14 protein-coding genes are annotated in these 18240 nt (G+C 71.7%); 10 read left to right on the forward strand and 4 right to left on the reverse strand.

From position 1 onward, the window contains the following. The first annotated feature begins 5 nt into the window (after positions 1–5). The 3 genes from RAN62_RS27005 to RAN62_RS27015 are packed head-to-tail and all read left to right on the forward strand — an operon-like array spanning position 6 to position 2963. The gene (locus tag RAN62_RS27005; protein ID WP_305787565.1) at positions 6–1250 is read left to right on the forward strand and encodes an ABC transporter substrate-binding protein; all 1245 of its coding nucleotides are present in this window, start codon (positions 6–8) and stop codon (positions 1248–1250) included. After that, positions 1247–2152, forward strand: coding sequence for a carbohydrate ABC transporter permease (locus RAN62_RS27010; RefSeq protein WP_305787566.1), 906 nt, complete (start codon positions 1247–1249; stop codon positions 2150–2152). The genes RAN62_RS27005 and RAN62_RS27010 overlap by 4 nt, the downstream gene beginning before the upstream one ends. Beyond that, positions 2145–2963, forward strand: coding sequence for a carbohydrate ABC transporter permease (locus RAN62_RS27015; RefSeq protein ID WP_305787567.1), 819 nt, complete (start codon positions 2145–2147; stop codon positions 2961–2963). The genes RAN62_RS27010 and RAN62_RS27015 overlap by 8 nt, the downstream gene beginning before the upstream one ends. A 73-nt stretch (positions 2964–3036) precedes the next feature. Here RAN62_RS27015 and RAN62_RS27020 read toward each other — a convergent pair whose 3' ends face one another. Together RAN62_RS27020 and RAN62_RS27025 are read right to left on the reverse strand one after the other, a co-directional pair. Further along, positions 3037–8424: an Ig-like domain-containing protein gene (locus tag RAN62_RS27020; RefSeq protein WP_305787568.1), complete on the reverse strand. Its 5388-nt coding sequence runs from the start codon at positions 8422–8424 to the stop codon at positions 3037–3039. Between the two features lie 82 nt (positions 8425–8506). Then, positions 8507–9715 (reverse strand): MFS transporter, encoded by a 1209-nt coding sequence (locus RAN62_RS27025; RefSeq protein ID WP_305787569.1) that lies wholly within the window; start codon positions 9713–9715, stop codon positions 8507–8509. Positions 9716–9765: 50 nt separating this feature from the next. Here RAN62_RS27025 and RAN62_RS27030 point away from each other — a divergent pair, with 50 nt between their 5' ends. The 4 genes from RAN62_RS27030 to RAN62_RS27045 are packed head-to-tail and all read left to right on the forward strand — an operon-like array spanning position 9766 to position 12900. Continuing rightward, complete coding sequence (locus tag RAN62_RS27030; protein WP_305787570.1) at positions 9766–10593, forward strand: winged helix-turn-helix transcriptional regulator; 828 nt, start codon at positions 9766–9768, stop codon at positions 10591–10593. Positions 10594–10622: 29 nt separating this feature from the next. Next, on the forward strand, positions 10623–12500 hold the full coding sequence (locus RAN62_RS27035; protein WP_305787571.1) for a glycerol-3-phosphate dehydrogenase/oxidase: 1878 nt from the start codon (positions 10623–10625) through the stop codon (positions 12498–12500). Next, positions 12500–12634 carry a hypothetical protein gene (locus RAN62_RS27040; RefSeq protein WP_305787572.1) on the forward strand — a complete coding sequence of 45 codons (135 nt, stop codon included), beginning with the start codon at positions 12500–12502 and terminating at the stop codon, positions 12632–12634. Before RAN62_RS27035 ends, RAN62_RS27040 begins: the two co-directional genes overlap by 1 nt. Continuing rightward, a complete protein-coding gene (locus tag RAN62_RS27045) occupies positions 12631–12900 on the forward strand; it encodes a DUF4031 domain-containing protein (RefSeq protein ID WP_305787573.1) in 270 nt (89 codons plus the stop codon). The genes RAN62_RS27040 and RAN62_RS27045 overlap by 4 nt, the downstream gene beginning before the upstream one ends. Here the strand turns inward: RAN62_RS27045 and RAN62_RS27050 are convergent. Further along, the gene (locus tag RAN62_RS27050) at positions 12829–13530 is read right to left on the reverse strand and encodes an HD domain-containing protein (RefSeq protein WP_305787574.1); all 702 of its coding nucleotides are present in this window, start codon (positions 13528–13530) and stop codon (positions 12829–12831) included. The genes RAN62_RS27045 and RAN62_RS27050 overlap by 72 nt on opposite strands. A 24-nt stretch (positions 13531–13554) precedes the next feature. Here RAN62_RS27050 and RAN62_RS27055 point away from each other — a divergent pair, with 24 nt between their 5' ends. Beyond that, a complete protein-coding gene (locus RAN62_RS27055; protein WP_305787575.1) occupies positions 13555–14709 on the forward strand; it encodes an FUSC family protein in 1155 nt (384 codons plus the stop codon). 46 nt (positions 14710–14755) lie between these two features. Further along, positions 14756–16144: a PrsW family intramembrane metalloprotease gene (locus RAN62_RS27060; RefSeq protein WP_305787576.1), complete on the forward strand. Its 1389-nt coding sequence runs from the start codon at positions 14756–14758 to the stop codon at positions 16142–16144. On the opposite strand, the gene RAN62_RS27065 is transcribed toward RAN62_RS27060, so the two are convergent. After that, on the reverse strand, positions 16135–16431 hold the full coding sequence (locus RAN62_RS27065) for a GroES family chaperonin (RefSeq protein WP_305787597.1): 297 nt from the start codon (positions 16429–16431) through the stop codon (positions 16135–16137). The two genes, RAN62_RS27060 and RAN62_RS27065, sit on opposite strands and share 10 nt — an antisense overlap. Positions 16432–16573: 142 nt before the next feature. Between RAN62_RS27065 and RAN62_RS27070 the strand changes: the two genes are divergently transcribed. Continuing rightward, positions 16574–17839, forward strand: coding sequence for an AI-2E family transporter (locus RAN62_RS27070; protein ID WP_305787577.1), 1266 nt, complete (start codon positions 16574–16576; stop codon positions 17837–17839). Positions 17840–18240 lie beyond the last annotated feature (401 nt).

An 18240-nucleotide genomic window follows, 5' to 3' on the forward strand; every position in this document is an offset into this window, starting at 1 on the left:
CACATATGCGCGCCACCAGACGAATCGCCACCGCTCTGCTCGGGGCCGCGGCCCTGATGCTCTCCGCCTGCTCGTCGGACGACGGCAGCGGGTCCGATGACCAGGTCACGCTCTCCTACGCGGTCTGGGACCAGACCCAGAAGGCCGCGATGGACCAGCTCGCCGCCGACTTCACCAAGGGCCACCCCACCATCACGGTCGACGTGCAGCTGACCCCGTGGGAGGGCTACTGGACCAAGCTCAAGGCCGCGGCCACCGGCGGGGACGCGCCCGACGTCTTCTGGATGAACGGCCCCAACTTCCAGCTGTACGCGTCCAACGGCGTGATCAGCCCGAACCCCGAGCAGGTCGACACCTCCGTCTACCCCGAGGCGCTCGTCGACCTCTACACCTTCGACGGCAAGATGTACGGCCTGCCGAAGGACATGGACACCGTCGGCGTCTGGTACAACAAGACGCTCTTCGACGCCAAGAAGGTGCCCTATCCCAAGGACGGCTGGACCTGGGCCGACTTCCAGGACGCCGCCGCCAAGCTGACCGATCCGGCCAAGGGCGTCTACGGCACCGCCGCCTCGCTGAGCAGCTTCCAGGAGTACCAGTACAACACCATCGCCCAGGCCGGCGGCTACGTCATCAGCCCGGACGGCAAGAGCTCGGGCTACGCCGACCCGAAAACCATCGCCGGGCTCAAGTTCTGGACCGACCTGATCCAGAAGAAGCACTCGCCCGACCTGAAGACGATGACGGACACCATCCCGCTCCAGCTCTTCGAGGCCGGGAAGCTCGGCATGTACTGGGGCGGCTCGTGGGACGTCCTCGAGTTCACCGGCAACGACTACACCAAGGACAAGGTGGACGTCGCGCCGCTGCCCAAGGGCGAGAAGCAGGCGACGATCATCCACGGCGTGGCCAACGTGGTCGGGGCCAAGGGCGAGCACAAGGACCAGGCCTGGGAGTTCGTGAAGTACCTGGGCTCGCAGCCGGCGGCGCAGATCCTCGGCAAGACCGGTCCCATCCCGGCCTACACCGGCACGCAGACCGACTGGGTCGGCGCGCACCCCGAGCTCAAGCTGCAGACCTTCCTCGACGCGGTGAACTACGCCGTGCCGTTCCCGGTGTCCAAGAACACCGCGGCGTGGAACGAGGCCGAGCTGAGCCACCTCACCAAGGCGTGGAGCGGAGAGCAGCCGATCGAGCAGGCCGCGACGGAGCTTGCCACCGACATGAACGCCTTGCTGGCCAAGGAATGACGACGCCGCGCAAGCACCGGGTCACCGAGGCGCTGTGGGGGTACGCGTTCATCGCCCCCACGGCCCTCGGGCTCGGGCTCTTCTACCTCTGGCCGGTGCTGCAGACCGCGTACTTCTCGTTCACCGAGTGGGGCGCGTTCGGCGGGCACACGTTCAGCGGCCTGGACAACTACGAGCGCCTGGTGCACGACCCCGAGATGGGCCGCGCGCTGGTCAACACGTTCGCGTACACCCTGCTGGGTCTGCTCTCCATCCCGCTGGCGATCGTCTTCGCGGCGCTGCTCAACCGCAAGATGCGCGGCGTGAGCGTCTACCGCACCTTCTTCTTCCTGCCCGTCGTGACCATGCCGGTCGCCGTGGCGATGGTGTGGCGCTGGCTCTACAACGGCGACTACGGACTGATCAACTATGGGCTGTCGCTGGTCGGCGTCGACGGCCCGAACTGGGTCGCCGACCCGGACACCGCGCTCTACGCGCTCGTGGTCATCGGCGTGTGGAGCAGCGTCGGCTACAACCTGATCATCTTCCTGGCCGGCATGCAGGCGATCCCGGCGGACTACTACGAGGCCGCGGCGCTGGACGGCGCCGGCGCGTTCCGGCAGTTCTTCCGGATCACGCTGCCGCTGCTGTCGCCCACGGCGTTCTTCGTGTCGGTGGTCTCGGTGATCGGCTCGCTTCAGCTCTTCGACCTCGTGTACGTCATCAGCGGCTCGGGCGCCGCGGCCCGCGCGAACCCCGCGTTCCCCCGGCTGCAGACGGTCGTGCAGCTGTTCTACGACCGGGCGTTCGTCACCAACGACCGGGGCTACGGCGCCGCGATCGTGATGGCCCTGCTGCTCATCATCGTGGTGCTCACCGCGATCCAGTTCCGGCTCCAGAAGCGGTGGGTGCACTATGCCTGACAAGGGCCGGCGGATCGGGCTGCACGCGGTGCTGATCGTCGCCTCGGTGCTGATGGTCACGCCGTTCGTGTGGCAGATCGTCACGTCGCTCAAGACGCTGAGCAGCGCCACGAGCGTGCCGCCGACGCTGCTGCCCGAGGGCCACTGGGCCAACTACGGGCGGGTGTTCGACCTGCTGCCGTTCGGCACCCAGTTCCTCAACACATTGATCACGGCTCTGGCCCGTACGGTGGGACAGGTATTTCTCTGCTCCATGGCGGCCTATGCCTTCGCGCGCCTGCGTTTCCCGGGCCGCAACTTCCTCTTCGGACTGTTCCTGTCGGTGCTCATGGTGCCGCCGCAGCTGTTCATCATTCCGCAGTACGAGATCATGTCCGACCTGGGCTGGCTGAACAGCTTGCCGGCGTTGATCGTGCCGGGGCTCTTCAGCGCGTTCGGCGTGTTCCTGCTCCGCCAGTTCTTCCTCGGGCTGCCGGTGGAGCTCGAGGAGGCGGCGCGCATCGACGGGGCCAACCCGTGGCGCATCTACTGGTCGATCGTCCTGCCCCTGGCCCGCCCGGGCATGGTCGCCCTGGCGGTGCTCGTGCTGCTGTGGTCCTGGAACGACTTGTTCTGGCCGCTGGTGGTCAACACGGACCCGGACAAGATGACCCTGGCCGCCGGTCTCGCGTCGCTCCAGGGCCAGTACCAGACCGACTATCCGGTCCTCATGGCCGGCTCGCTGCTGGCGTCCGTACCCGTGATCGCGGTCTTCGTGTTCCTGCAGCGGCAGTTCATCCAGGGCATCGCCCAGACCGGCATCAAGGGTTAGGGACAGACCCTGAGGCCGGACGGGCAGCGCCCGGACCGGCACCGAGGGGGGTGATGCCGGTCCGGGCGGGTTCCTAGGCGGCGTGCTTACCCGGGCGGTGGCGGCCCGGGCCGCGGTCCCGGGGGCCGCCGGCCAGGAGCCAGGCCGGGCTGCGCCCGCCGAACATGAAGAGCGCCGCGCCGACGATCAGCGTCAGGATGCCCACGCCGCCGACCGACATGAGGTCAGAGCCGGTCTTGGGCAGCTTGATCAGCGAGCCGCTCGTGCTGTCGGCCTCGTGCACGGTCACCGTCACGGTGGCCTTGGCGGTGCCGCCGTGGCCGTCGCTGATGGTGTAGGTGAACGTGTCCTTGCCGCCGGTGTAGGAGTCGTCCGGCGCGTACGTGATCGTGCCGTCGGCGTTGATCACCGCGTGCCCGTGCGCCGGCTTGCTCACCTTGACGACCTTGGCCGCGTTGGTGTCGTTGGCGCGGACCTGCACGATGACCGACTTGCCGGCCTTCACCGAGGCGGTGTCGTTCTTGGCCTTGGGCGCGATGGCCGTGGACGTCCCGGCCACCATCACCTTGATCGTGCCGGTGGCCACGTTGCCGTCCGCGTCGATCGCCGAGTACGTGAAGCTGTCCGCCCCGGCGAACCCCGCCTCCGGGATGTACGTGACCGTGCCGTCCGAGTTCAGCTTGGCCGTACCGTGGGCGGGCTTGCCGATCGTGGTGACCGTGACCGGCGTACCGTGCTCGTCCTTCGACGGCAGCGACACCGACACCGGGGTGGCCGGCTTGGCGCTGGCGCTCTTGTCCGGCACCGCCGGCGGCTGACCCACCTTGACGGTGACCGTGGCGGTCGAGGTCGAGGTGCCGTCGGTGATCGTGTAGGTGAAGGTCGTCGTCCCCGACCAGCCGTCCGCCGGCGTGTAGCGCACCGACGTGCCGGTGAAGGTCACCGAGCCGTGCCCGGGCTGGGTCACCGCGGTGACGGTCAGCGGGTCGCCGGCCGGGTCCAGGTCGTTGGCCAGGACCTTGATGGTCACCGCCTTCTGGTACGGGGTCGTGGCCGAGTCCGGCAGCGCCACGGGGGCGTCGCCGGTGACCATGACGGTGACGGTGCCCGTGGCGGTGCCGCCGTTGCCGTCGCCGACCACGTAGGTGAAGGTGTCCGTACCCGTGAAGCCCGCGTCCGGCACGTAGCGCACCTTGCCGTCGACGATCGTCGCCTTGCCGTGCGCGGGCGAGCTGACCGACTGCACGGTCAACTTCTGGCCGGTGTTGACGTCGGTGTCGTTGGCGAGCACGTCGATGTCGGTCTTGCCGTTGCGGGCCGCGGCGGCCTGGTCGGGCTTCGCCACCGGCGGCGTGTTGCCGACGCCGACGGTGACCGTGCCGGTGGACTCGCCGCCCGCCGCGTCGCGGACGAGGTAGGTGAACGTGTCGGTGCCCAGGTAACCGGCGTCCGGCGTGTAGACCGCCTTGCCGTCGACGATCGTCACCTTGCCGTGCTTCGGCTGAGTCACCGAGACCAGGGTGAGCGCGCCGCCCGCGGGGTCGGTGTCGTTGCCGAGCACGTCCACGGTGACCGCCGAGCCGGCCTTGGTCGTCGCGTTGTCGGGCGCGGGGACCGGCAGCGACCGGATGGTGATCGTGACGGTCTCGGTGTCCTCGCCGCCGTTGTCGTCGGTCACCGTGTACTCGAAGGTGTCCGTACCGGTGGCGCCGGCGTCGGCCGTGTAGGTGACCGTCTTGCCGTCGGCGCTGACGACCGCCTTGCCCTTGCCCGGCTTGGTGACCGACTTGACGCGCAGCACCTGGCCGAGGTTCGGGTCGGTGTCGTTGGCGAGCACCTTGAGGACGGCCGGCGTGCCCGGCTGGGCCACCGCGGTGTCCGGTACGGCGATCGGGCCGGCGTTCTGCACGGTCACGGTGACGACGGCGGTGTCGGTGTTCCCGTGGGTGTCGCTGACGGTGTAGGTGAAGGTGTCGATGCCCGCGAACCCGCCGGACGGCACGTAGATCAGGTTGCCGCCGCTCAGCGTCACGGTGCCGTGGGCGCCGTTCGTGAACGCGGTGACCGAGATCGGGTCGCCGTTGGGGTCGGTGTCGTTGTCGAGCACGGTCAGCGTGACCGCCGTGTCGGTCGGCGTGCTCGCCGAGTCCGGCTTCGCGACCGGCGCCGAGTTGAGCACGGCGATGGTGACGAGCGCGGTCGCGGTGCCACCCTTGCCGTCGCTGATCGTGTACTCGAGGCTGTCGGCTCCGAGGTAGCCGGCGGCCGGCGTGTACGCGATCGTGCCGTCCGGGTTGACCGACGCGGTGCCGTGCGCCGGCATCGTCGTGATCGTGACCGTCAGCGGGTCACCGTTGGGGTCGGAGTCGTTGGCGAGCACGGTCAGGGTCGTGGGCACGTTCGACTCGGCGCTGACCGGGTCGTCGCCGGCGATCGGGGCCGCGTTGGCCACGGTCACGGTGACCTTGGCGGTGACCTCGCCGCCCTTGCCGTCGCCGACCGTGTACTCGAAGGTGTCCGGGCCGGAGAAGTTGGTGTCGGGCTCGTAGACCAGCTTGCCGTTCTGGTCGACGGACGCCGTGCCGTGGGCCGGCTGCGTCGTGCCGATGATGCTCAGCGGGTCGTTGTTGGCGTCCGCGGCCTTCGGCGCCCAGTCGATGGTGACCGGGGTGTCGTAGTCGGTGGCCGCGGTGAGGTCGGCGGCCGTCGGCGCGGCGTTCTGCACGGTCACGGTGACCGTGGCGGTGGACGTCGCGGTGCCGTCGGAGATTGTGTAGGAGAAGGTGTCCGTACCGGAGAACTTGGCCGCCGGGCGGTAGGTGATCTTGCCGCTGGTGATGTCGGCGGTGCCGTGGGCCGGCGTGGTGGCGGCGGTGATGGTCAGCGGGTCCTTGTTGGCGTCGGTGTCGTTGCCCAGGACGTTGATGACCACCTCGGTGAGGTAGGGCGTGGTGGCGGTGTCGTTCGACGCGGCCGGGGCGGCGTTGGCGACCGTCACCTTGACCGTGCCCGGGGTGGTGCCGCCGCGGCCGTCCGACGCGGTGTAGGTGAAGGTCGCGAGGCCCTTGAAGTCGGGGTTCGGGGTGAAGACGACCTTGTTGTCGCTGATGGTGACCGTGCCGCCGGCAGGCTGGGTGACAGCCGCGATGCTCTTCGGGTCGCCGTTCGGGTCGGAGTCGTTGGCGAGCACGTCGATCGTCACGGGCGTGTTCGCCGCGGTGGCGGCCGTGTCGTCGACGGTCACCGGCGGGGCGTTGTCGACGTTCACGGTCACGGTGCCGGTGGCCGTGCCGCCGAAGCCGTCGCTGACCGTGTAGGTGAACGTGTCGGTGCCGGCCCAGCCGGCCGCCGGCGTGTAGGTGATCGTCTTGTCGCCGTTGACGACCGCACTGCCGTGCCCGGGCGCGGTGCCCATGGCGACGGTCAGCGTGTCGTTGTCCGCGTCGGTGTCGTTGGCGAGGACATTGATCGGCGCGGTGGCGGTGCTGGTGCTCGTGTTGGCCGTGTCGGCGCCCGCCTTGGGCACGCTGTTCACGCGCAGCGGAGCGGTGGCACTGTTGTTGGCCGGGGTGTTGTCGGTGCCCGAGCCCGAGACCACGACGGTGGTGGCCGAGTTGAGCACGGCGCTGCTGCCCACGGTCGCGTTGATCGTGACCGTGCCGGAGGTGCCGCTCTCCAGGGCGCTCAGGGCGCACGTGACGTCCTGGCCCGACTGGGTGCAGCCGGCGGGCAGCGAGCTCACGGTGATCCCGGTGGGCAGGGTCAGCTTGGCGACGGGCAGGGGCTCCCGGTCCGAGCCGTTGTTCGTGACGGTCACGACGTACGTCACCGTGGCCGGAGCCGGGTCGCGCTGCACCGTCACCGGGGTGGCGGTCACGGCGGCGGACAGGTCGGCGACGGGTTTGTTCACGGTGGCGTTGACCACGTTGCTCGTACCGGAGATGAGGCGGCCGGTGTGCTCGCCCTCGTAGCTCATGGCGGCGACGTTGGTGATGGTCGCGCCGGACGGGGTCGAGTCCTTGACCTTGACCCGGTAGGTGACCACGGTGGTGGCGTTGGTGGCCAGCGTGCCGCCGGCGGTCGCGGTGGCGCCCGTACCCAGGCGGAAGGTCGTCTTGCCCTGCGCGCTGTCGGTCGCGAAATCGCCCCGGTCGTCGCCCGCGGGGTCGCTCACGGCGGTGCCGTCGATCTTCAGAGACCCCGGCACGTACGTCGTCCCGGCCGGCACGGCGTCGGTCAGCACGGTGTGCAGGCTGTTGTCGGTGCCCTTGTTGTTGACGCTGATCGAGTACTCGATGACGTCGCCGGGCATGAGCCGCGCGTCGCCCGTCTTGTCGGTGCCGGTGAGCGTGGCGGTGAGGTCGGGGGCGTACAGGTCGGTGGTGAACGTGACGACGCCCGGGTAGAACGTCTCGCCGCTCGTGGTCAGCGTCAGAGTCGCGCTGGTGGCGCCGTTGGCCAGCTTGCCGGTGGCGTCGAACTGGTCGACGTCCAGGCCCATCGTGTTGACGTAGTTGGGCGTGCGGTCGGTGATCGAGGTGCCGCCCTCGCTGATGGTGCTGTTGAAGAAGTTGTCGGCGGGGTTCTTGCCGTCCGTCATGGCGGTGCCGTTGAGCTTCAGGGCGTCGCCGGTCTTGCCGAGGTCGCCCTCGTAGACGACCGTGCCGATCTTGGTGGTGACCTGGCCCGAGCCGGGCGTCAGGAAGCCGTTGACGGTGATGTCGACGCTGGTCGAGGAGTTGCTGACGACGCCGAAACCGTCGTAGACGCGCAGGTCGCGCATGGGCAGCGCGGCGTTCTGGTACGCGATCACGAGCGCCCAGCCGGCGTGACGGTCCTTGCCCGTACCGGCCTGGATGTTGCCGACCGCATAGGTGCCGTTGCCGGCGCCGGCGACAACCGAGGTGACGTCCGCGAAGCCCTGGAAGACCGTGGTGGCCGTGATGTTGACCTTGGCGGCCGTCACGGTGCTCCAGCCGGGCGTACCGGGAACGCCGAACTTGACCTTGTTCTTGTCCGCCTCGGTGGGAGCGACCGCGCCACCGGTGCCCGCCGCGGTGTTGGCGCTCCAGTAGAGGCCCGCGAAGAGCACGGTGCTGTTCGCCGGCATCGCGATGGTCGCGCTGCTGGAGTTGAAGATGCCGTTTCCGCTGTCGGCCCCGATATTCTCCATGACGTAGCCGTTGTTGTTCAACGACTCGTCGGCGGTCGAGCCCGTGCCGCCCTGCGCGGCCGTGCAGCCGGTCGCCGCGGTGGGGCAGACGAGGTTCACGTTGCCGCGCATCAGGATCGCGCCGTTGGCGTTGGTCCCGAACTCCTGGCCGAACGGAGTCGTGATCGCGGCGTCGGCGCGGTTGATGTAGAGCGTCATGGCCACAGCCACGGCGACGACGACGAGCAGAGCGAGCACACGGTGCGGTGCGGAGCGCAGGGCATGCATGCGGGCCTCGGGAATCCTCACGTACGGAAGACCCGGACCTTGTGGCCCGGGTCTCACTGACGCTAGGGACGGACGAGAGCCGTTCAGGTGCAGCGGCGGCCGCTCACAGTTGCACCTCGGCCAGATCCCGCTTGCCGCGCGCGGGCGACAGCAGCCAGGCCACGGGGGCGCACACGGCCACCACACCCGCCGCGATCAACGTGACCCGGGCGCCGACCAGCCCGGCCGCGGCGCCCGCGAGCAGGCCGCCGATCGGAATGGCGCCCCACGACACGAACCGGACGGTCGCCATCACCCGGCTGAGCAGCTCGGGCGGGCTCTCGGTCTGCCGGTACGTCCGGGTCGTCACGCTCAGCACCACCACGGAACCCGCGAAGACGAGGTTGCCCGCCGCGAAGGTGACGTAGGCGGCGCCACCGTCGCCGGCCGCGATCAGGAGCGCGCCCACCGCCGCCGTGCCGCCGGTGATCAGGAGCGCCCGGGCCGTGCCGACGGCGTCGGTGAGGCGGGTCGTGAGCGCGGCGCCGACCAGCGTGCCGACACCGTCGGTGGCCAGCATGAGGCCGACCACGCCGGGGGAGGCGTGCAAGTCCCGCACCAGATAGAGCGGGAAGAGCGCGTGGTGCACGCCGCAGACGAAGTTGACGGCCGTCGCGGCCCACATGCCGGGGCCCATCACCGGGTGCCGGACGACATAGGAGAAGCCCTCGCGGATCATCTCGGCCATGGGCGGCCACGTGTCGCGCCGCGCCGCCCGCCGCGCGGGCAGACCGCGCAGCATGGCCGCCGAGAAGAGATAGCTGACGGCGTCGAACAGCAGGGTCGGCACCGCCCCGGCGACCTGCACGATCAGGCCCCCGAGCGAAGGACCGCCGAGCTCGGTCGACGCGTGGGTGCCCGAGGTGAGGCTGTTGCGCGACTGGAGCTGGTCCCGGCCGACGATCTCGGGCAGGAACGTCGAGTTGGCGACGTCGAAGAGCACGTTGGCGAAGCTGATGACCAGCGCGGTCACCACGAGATGGGTCACCGAGAGGGTGCCCAGCCACCAGGCCACGGGCACGGACCCCACCGCGAGGGCCCGGGCCAGGTCGGCGCCGACCTGGGTGCCGCGCAGCGGGAGCCGCTGCACGATCACCCCGGACGGCAGGCCGATCACGATCCACGCGGCGTAGCGCGCGGCGACGATCAGACCCATCTGGAACGGGGACGCGTCGAGCACCGCGAGCGCGGTCAGCGGCAGTGCGACGCCCCCGATGGCCGTGCCGAGACTGCTCACCGTCCCGGCCGTCCACCACCGCCAGAAGACACTCATCGCGCCTCGCTTCAGTGAGTTCCAATTTGGAACGCACTATACTGGCGGGCGTGCGACGAGTCGACCTGGCCGATGCGGACTGCGGGATAGCGCAGGCCGTCGGCGTGCTCAGCGACTGGTGGACGTTCCTGGTCGTGCGGGACGTCGCCGGGGGCGTGACCCGCTTCGACGCGTTGCAACGGGCGCTGGGCATGAGCCGGCGGGCGCTGACCGAGCGGCTGGGCGCCCTGGTCGACGAGGGCGTGCTGCGCCGGGAGGCCTATTCCGAGCGCCCGCCGCGCTACGACTACCTGCTCACGGCCAAGGGTGAGGGGCTGCTGCCGGTGCTCATCGCGCTGCAGGACTGGGGCACGCGGCACGTCATGGGCGACGGCTCGCTGACCGCGGAGGCCGGCCCGGCCGAGATCCACCGGGTGCACGAGCTGGTGGGGCGGGTGGTGCCCGGGCTGACGGTGGTGCAGCCGACGGTCCTGTTCTTCTTCCCGGGGGCTTTCGCGCCGGAGGATCACCGAGGCTATCCGCCGGGTTACGGCGACATCCCGGGGGCGGCGGGCTGCACGCTGGAGGCGCGGACCTATGCGGCGCGCGCCGGCGACTTCGCGGCGCAGGGCGTGGCGGTCATGGGCGTGAGCACCCAGCGTCCGGACGAGCTGGCCGCTTTCGCCGCGTACGCGGAGCTGCCTTTTCCCTTGCTTTCGGACGAGGACGGAAAGCTGGCCGCCGGGCTGCGGCTGCCGACCTTCCGGGCGGGTGGCACCGAGCGGTTCAAGCGGTTGACCTTGCTGGTCGACGCGGGTGCGGTGATCCGATCCGTGCAGTTCCCGGTGACCGATCCGGCCGGGTCGGTGCGGGAAATGCTGACGAATGTCACGAGCTGAGGGATGCCGAGCGGCGCTACGGTGGGGGCGTGCGCAATCCCTCGGAATCCCGGTATGCGGCCGGGCGGCTCTCCCCGATCCGCCGTGCGGCCGACCTCCAGCGGCTGCGTGACGAGCAGTTCGACGTCCTGGTCATCGGCGGCGGGGTCACCGGCGCCGGCGCGGCCCTCGACGCCGCGTCGCGGGGCCTGAAAGTCGCGCTGGTCGAGGCGCGGGACCTGGCCTCCGGCACGTCCAGCCGGTCGAGCAAGCTCATCCACGGCGGCCTGCGCTATCTCGAGCAGCTCGAGCTGCACCTGGTGCACGAGGCGCTGCGCGAGCGGGGGCTGCTGACCAGCCGCATCGCGCCGCACCTGGTGCGCCCGGTGCCGATCCTGGTGCCGCTGGAGCCCGCCGCCCCGCCGGCCCGCGTCTGGCACCGGATGTATTACGGGCTGGGCGTCGCGGCCTACGACGTCTTCGCCGGGGTGTTCGGCAAGGGCCGCGGCATGCCGCTGCACCGGCACCTGACCCGCGACGGTGCCCGCCACCTCTTCCCGAGCCTGCGGGCCGACAAGATCACCGGCGCCATCCGCTACTACGACGGGCAGGTCGACGACGCCCGGCTCGTGGTCAACCTGGCCCGCACGGCGGCCAGCCTCGGCGCGGCCGTGGTCACCAGCGCCCGGGTCACCGGTTTCCTGCGCGAGGCCCGGCAGGTCGTGGGCGTCCGCGTCCGCGATCTCGAGTCGCCCGACGCCCCCGAGTTCGAGGTCCGCGCCCGGCAGGTCGTCGCCGCCACCGGCGTGTGGAGCGACGACATGTCCCGCATGCTCGACGACGTCGGCGTGCGCCCGGGCCTGCGGGTGCGCGCGTCCAAGGGCGTCCACCTCGTGGTGCCGCGCTCGGCCATCACCGGCGACGCCGGCCTCATCCTGCGCACCGCCACCTCGGTGCTCTTCGTCATCCCGTGGGGCGGCCACTGGATCATCGGCACCACCGACACCGACTGGGAGCTCGACCGCTCGCACCCGGCCGCGTCCGCCCGCGACATCCGCTACCTGCTCGACCAGGTCAACACCGTGCTCGAGCGGCCGCTCACCACCGACGACATCGAGGGCGTCTATGCCGGGCTGCGCCCGCTGCTCTCCGGCGAGGCCGACTCGACGTCGAAGTTGTCCCGCGAGCACGCGGTCGTGGAGCCGATGCTCGGGCTGCTGCTCGTGGCGGGCGGCAAATACACGACCTATCGGGTCATGGCCGCCGACGTCATCAACCTGGCCGCCCGCCGGCTGGGCGTCGAGGCCCCGTCGCGCACGGCGGAGCTTCCGCTGCTCGGCGCCGACGGATACGCCGCCGCGTGGCGCGACCGGCAGGACGCCGCGCGCCGCCACGGCGTCACCACCGGCGTCGTCGAGCACCTGCTGGAGCGTTACGGCACGCTCACCGGGCACCTGCTCGCCCTGATGGAGGCCGACCCGGAGCTGGCAGCGCCGCTGGCCGGAGCCCCGGAATACCTGGCCGCCGAGGTGGCCTACGCGGCCGAGGCCGAGGGCGCCCTGCACCTCGACGACGTGCTGACCCGGCGCACCCGCATCTCCTTCGAGACCGCGCACCGCGGCGCCGAGACGGCCCGGCACGCGGCCACGATCATGGCCACGACGCTGGGCTGGGACGACGCCGTGCGCGACCGCGAGGTCGAGCACTACCTGGCCCGGGTCGAGGCGGAGCGGCAGTCGCAGAAGATGCCCGACGACCTCACCGCCGACGCGGCCCGGCTGGGCGTCTCCGACGTGCGCGGCTATGCGGCGGACCGGGGCCCGTCGCTCGTCCTGCCCGACCCGGAGCTGCCCGAGCTGATCCAGGACGACCCCTACACCGCGGGCCTGGCCGGGCCGGACCTGGCCGCCTTCGACACCGACCGATGATGGCCGTCGCCTCGTCCGGCCGGCCCATGATGGCCGTCGCCTCTCCCGGCCGGCCCGTGATGGCCGTCGTCTTCTCCGGCCGGCCCGTGACGGCCGTCGCCTCTCCCGGCCGGCCCGCGACGGCCGGCCGGTGATTCTGGTCGACGAGCCGCGCTGGCCGGCCCGGGGGCGGCTCTGGTCCCACCTGGTCAGCGACGTCTCGTTCGCCGAGCTGCACGTCTTCGCCGAGATGCTGGGCGCGCCCCGGCGCGGCTTCGACCGGGACCACTACGACATCCCGGAGAACCGCTTCGCGATGGCGCTCATGCTCGGGGCGATCCTGGTGCCGTCACGGGAGATCGCGGCGCGGTTGCGGACGGCGGGGTTGCGCCGCCCGAAGCATCTCTCGGCCCGCCGCTAGCTTGCGCAGCTCCTGCTCCAGGTTCTCCCGGGCCCGGGCCTCCCAGCGCTCCCGCAGCGGCTCGTTGCGATAGATCGCGGGCAGCTCGAGCAGCGAGACGAGCACCTGCGCGCGGGCAGCCCGGAAGGTGTCGTCGGGCACGTGGGCGTACTCGCGGCGGATCGCCTCCGTGTACGCCGCGTAGCGCTCCGGATCGGCCGCGAGGATGGCCAGGTCGGCGTCGCACAGCAGCTCGCCGTCCGGGTCGTCGTCGCCGGTCGCGTGGCCGGCGGTCAGTCCCACCAGACGGGCCACCTCGGCGGCGACCTCCGCGGGCGTGCCGAGCGTCGTGAGCAGCCCCTCGGCGAAGTCCGCGCTGTCCCGCTCGTTGGCGTCGCCGAGCGCCCGTGGGTCGTAGACGGCGTCGTGCATCCACGTCGCCAGTCGCACCCGGTCGGCGTGCCGGGCCAGCGCGGCGTGCTCGTCGACGATGTCCAGCACGGCGGTGAGGTGGCTCACGTCGTGGTACTGCCGCTGCGGCTCGGACCACCGGCTCAGCAGGTACGCCCCGGCTGCGGCCAGGTCGGCCTCGTCCGCCGTGGCGCCGGCGCCCCGGGCCGCGCCCACGAATCGGTCTTCAAGTGATGTCACGCGATCTAGCCTAGAGTCCGACTCATGACGGACCGGGGGCTTGCTGCGGCGCTGGCCGAGCTGCACAGCCGGTCGCGCTCCGGCGCGGCGGCGGGCTGGGCCCGGGTGCGCGGTGCTTTCGTGCTCGCGCTGCAGGCCGGGCTGGGCGCGGGCATCGCCTGGTTCGTGGCGCACGACGTGATCGGCCGGCCCAACCCCTTCTTCGCCCCGATCGCCGCCGTGATCACGCTGGCGTCGTCGATCGGGCAGCGGGCCCGGCGCACGGCCGAGCTCGTCCTCGGCGTGGCCATCGGCATCGGGATCGGCGACGCGATCATCCTGCTCATCGGGTCCGGCCCGTGGCAGATCGGGCTGGTGGTGCTGCTCGCCATCGTGACGGCGGCTGCGGTCGGCGGCGGCACCCCGCTGGTCGTGCAGTCCGCGTCGTCCGCGGTGCTGGTGGCCACGCTCACCTCGGCGACCGGCCTGCCCTGGACCCGCTTCTTCGACGCCCTGGTCGGCGGCGGTGTCGGCCTGGTGGTCATGTCGCTGTTGCTGCCGCTCAACCCCCTTTCCGTCGTACGCCGGGCCGCCGACCCGGCTTTGGAGGAGCTCGCCGCCGGTCTGCGCATCGTGGCCAGGGGCGCGGCGGCCGGTTCCTCCGACGACGTGGGCGCCGGGCTGGCGCGGCTGCGGGCGGCGGAGAGCAACTTCACGGCGCTCGCCCAGGCGGCCACCGCGGCCAGCGAGAACATCGCGATCGCGCCCGCCCGGTGGCGCTCGCGCGGCGCGCTCAGCCAGTACGTCGAGGGGGCGCCCCATCTCACGTACGCGCTGCGCAATGTCCGGGTCCTCGCCCGCCGGGTCATGACCGCGCTGGACGACAAGGAGTCGATCCCCGCCGTCTTGCCCACGTCGGTCGAGCTGCTCGCCGACGCGGTGGACCTGCTGCGGCAGGAGTGGGCACGGGGCGTCGAGCCCGAGGCGACCCGGGAACGAGCGCTGCGGGCCGCGGCGGAGGGCGGGCAGGCGTACCGGGACGGGGTGGGTTTCTCGGGTGGTGTCGTGGTGGCGCAGGTCCGGACCACCGTGACGGACCTGCTGCGGGCGACCGGCGTGGAATATGCGGAGGCGCCGCGGCTGACCCGCCGGGCGGCGGGCTGGCACGGGAAGCCCCGCTCCCGGCGCCGGTCTCTTTGATCTTCCCCGGGCCGCACAGTGGGGCCCGGGTGACTACGCTGGCGGCATGGCCGACGACGACGCTTCGCCCGCTGGCACGACGACGTCGGCGCCGCCCTCCTCGCCCGCGCCGCTGCCCGCCCCGGCCCCCGCGCCACTGGTGCCGGACAAGCGCGCGGGCTGGCGGCGCTGGCTGCCGCTGACCGGCATCATCGTGTTCATCGCCGCGTGCTCGGTCGCGATGCTCGTCATCCTGGGCTTCAGCAACGGCCCGACCGGCCTGGCCATCGGCCTGGTGGCCGCGATGCTGCCGGTGCCCGTCCTGGTCTCCTGCTTCCTCTGGCTCGACCGCTACGAGCCCGAGCCCGTGCGCTATCTCGTCTTCTGCTTCACGTGGGGCGCGGCCGTGGCCACCCTGGTCGCGATCGGCGTGAACAGCGGCGCCGCCTGGCTCTTCGACAAGTGGGGCCTGCCCGAGGCGCTCGTGGCGGTCATCGTGGCGCCCTTCATCGAGGAGTCGATGAAGGCACTCGGCCCGATCCTGCTCTTCTGGCGGCGCCGCCGGGAGTGGTCCGGCATCACCGACGGCATCGTTTACTGCGGGCTCTCCGCGCTCGGCTTCGCGATGGTCGAAAACGTGCTCTACCTGGGCGGGCACGGCTACGCCGCGGGCGCCGAGCAGTACGGCACGGCGACCGGCCTGCAGAACGTCTTCCTGATCTTCGTCGTGCGCATCCTCTTCACCGGCTTCGCGCACCCGCTCTTCACGTCGATGACCGGCATCGGCCTCGGCATCGCGGCCCGCTCGGCCGACCGCCGGGTGCGCTGGCTGGCCCCGATCGCCGGCCTGCTGATGGCGATGATCCTGCACGGCACCTTCAACCTGCTGCCCACGCTGTCGGTGGCCACCGGCGAGACCGTCATCATGCTGTACGGCTACCTGGGCTTCATGGTGCCGTTCTTCTTCGCGGTCCTCGGGTTCGCCATCGCGTTGCGCGGCTACGAGGGGCGCCTCAGCGAGCGGATCCTGCCGGTGTACGTCCGCGCGGGCTGGCTGTCCCCGCCCGAGGTGGCCACGCTGGGCACCCTCGGCCGCCGGCACTCGGCGCGCCGCTGGGCGAAGCGAGTCGCCGGGGAGCCGGGCTTGCGAGCGATGCGCGCCTTCCAGCTCGCCGGCACCCAGCTGGCCCTGCTGCGCGACGGCATGCAGCGGGGCCTGACCCGCACGCCGCAGGAGCACGAGCGGGCCCAGGCGGAGGAGCGCAAGCTGCTCACCGAGCTGTCCGGTTACCGGGCGGTCTTCGTGGGCCGGGACCCGCAGGCGCCGATGGCCTTCTGGAACGGGGCGTTCTACAGCGTCCGCTTCCCCGACGGGACGGTGCGGCAGGTGGGTGCGCCGGCCGAGCCCGTGGTGCCCCTGCCGGTGGTCCTGCCGCCCCCCTACTACTACAGATAGAGGCCGGTGCCGTCGGACTCGACCCGGCTGGCGGCGACCGCGTGCACGTCCCGCTCGCGCAGGAGCACGTACTCCTTGCCGTGCAGCTCGACCTCGGAACGCTCCTCGGGGTCGAAGAGCACCCGGTCGCCCACGACGATGGACCGGACGTTGGGGCCCACGCCGACGGCCTTGGCCCAGGACAGCCGCCGTCCCATGGAGGCGGTGGCGGGGATGACGATGCCGGCGCTCGAGCGGCGCTCGCCCTCGCCGCCGTCGAGCCGGACCAGGACGCGGTCGTGCAGCATGCGGATCGGCAGACCGGCCTCGGTCTGGGTGTTCGTGCTCACGGAAGGGACGGTACGCCTGCGCCTTCCGGCTTCGCGTGCCGGTCTCGACTACGGTGGTCGCGGTGACCGTCGCGGTGACTACGGCAAGGGGGTTGGCGGGTTGAGCCGCTTGCAACGGGTCCGGGCGAACCTGCGCAGGGCCTACGAGACGGGACGGGACTCGGTGCGCCTGGCCCGCGCCGAGACCGAGCGCCCGGCCGAGGACACCGAGCCGGAGTTCGAGCCGCCGGCGCCGGAGCCGACCCTCGAGCACCACTCCACCACCAGCCGCGACGACGCCGAGGTGCCGCACCCGCTGCGCATCGCGGCCGCCTGGTCGTGGCGCCTCATCGTGGTGGGCGTGGTCGGCTGGGTGCTGCTGCGCTTCATCGGCATCATCAGCGTCGTGGTCGTCCCGCTGGCCATCGCGCTGCTGCTCTCCGCGCTGCTCTCGCCGGCCGTCAGCTGGCTGCTCAAGGCCCGGCTGCCGCCGTCGCTGGCCACCTTCCTGGTGCTCATCTGCGGCCTGGGCGCCGTGGCCGGGACCCTGACCGCGGTGGTCACCCAGTTCATCGACGGGCTGCCGCAGCTCACCGCCAGCGCCACCAAGGGCGTCCGGCAGATCCAGGACTGGGCCCGCACCGGCCCGCTGCACCTCTCCGACGCCCAGGTCGACCAGGCCATCGACTCGGCCCAGGAATGGATCAACTCCAACACCTCGTCGCTGACCGCCACCGGCTTCGCCACCGCCGCCACCGTCTTCGAACTGCTCACCGGCGCGGTGCTGGTGCTCTTCGCGACGTTCTTCTTCCTCCGCGACGGCCGCAAGATCTGGCGCTTCCTGGTCCGCCTCTTCCCGGTCAACGCCCGCTGGAGCCTCTCCGACGCCGGCGACGCCTCCTGGGCCACGCTCGGCGCCTACGTCCGCGCCACGGTGCTCGTCGCGATCATCGACGCGACCGGCATCGGCCTTGCCCTGGTGATCCTCGACGTCCCGTTCGCCTTCCCGCTGGCCGCCCTGGTCTTCCTCGGCGCCTTCGTCCCGATCGTCGGCGCCAGCGTCTCGGGCGCAGTCGCCGTCCTCGTGGCCCTGGTCGCCAAGGGCTGGATCGTCGCCCTCATCGTCCTGGGCGCCGTCATCCTGGTCCAGCAGGTCGAGGGGCACATCCTCCAGCCCCTCATCATGGGCCGCGCGGTCGCCATCCACCCATTGGTCGTCATCGTCGGCATCGCCTCGGGCGTCGTTCTCGCCGGCATCATCGGCGCCCTGGTCGCGGTCCCGCTGATCGCCGTCCTCAACACCGGCATCCGCCGCCTCGCCCGCCGCCGCCCCGAGGTCCCGCCCAGCGCCGTCGTCGTGACCGCAGGCACCGACGCTCACCCGTGACGCGTGCCGCGACGCGCGGCCTCCGCATCGGCATCGGCGTCTGAGCCACGCCGCGCCTGAGCTGCACCGCGCTCGAGCTGCGCCGCGCTTGAGCCACGCCGTGTCTCCGCGACCGAGCTGTGGCGCGTGGCGCCGCCCGCGGGAGTACGAGCCGCGTGGCGCTGGCCGGGCGGGAATGCGAGCCGCGTGGCGCTGGCCGGGCGGGGGTATGGGCGGCGCGGGAGTGTGGGCCACATGGTGCTGGCCACGTGAGAGTGCGGGCTGGATGGAGTGGGGGCGCGCGAGCCGTGGAGCTTACGGAGGCACGGGGCTGCGGGGCGCGCAGGGGCGCGGGTGGGGGCGCGCGGGAGTACGGGTCGCGTGGTGCCGACCGCACGGAGTGTGGGGCGCGCGGAGTGCCA

This window comes from Symbioplanes lichenis, from assembly GCF_030709675.1.
GTDB lineage: Bacteria > Actinomycetota > Actinomycetes > Mycobacteriales > Micromonosporaceae > Actinoplanes > Actinoplanes lichenis.

Coding starts and splice junctions, on each gene's coding strand:
- RAN62_RS27005 (WP_305787565.1), top strand. CDS start 6: ATGCGCGCCACCAGACGAATCGCCACCGCTCTGCTCGGGGCCGCGGCC.
- RAN62_RS27010 (WP_305787566.1), top strand. CDS start 1,247: ATGACGACGCCGCGCAAGCACCGGGTCACCGAGGCGCTGTGGGGGTAC.
- RAN62_RS27015 (WP_305787567.1), top strand. CDS start 2,145: ATGCCTGACAAGGGCCGGCGGATCGGGCTGCACGCGGTGCTGATCGTC.
- RAN62_RS27025 (WP_305787569.1), bottom strand. CDS start 9,715: ATGAGTGTCTTCTGGCGGTGGTGGACGGCCGGGACGGTGAGCAGTCTC.
- RAN62_RS27040 (WP_305787572.1), top strand. CDS start 12,500: ATGGCCGTCGCCTCGTCCGGCCGGCCCATGATGGCCGTCGCCTCTCCC.
- RAN62_RS27055 (WP_305787575.1), top strand. CDS start 13,555: ATGACGGACCGGGGGCTTGCTGCGGCGCTGGCCGAGCTGCACAGCCGG.
- RAN62_RS27060 (WP_305787576.1), top strand. CDS start 14,756: ATGGCCGACGACGACGCTTCGCCCGCTGGCACGACGACGTCGGCGCCG.
- RAN62_RS27065 (WP_305787597.1), bottom strand. CDS start 16,431: ATGCTGCACGACCGCGTCCTGGTCCGGCTCGACGGCGGCGAGGGCGAG.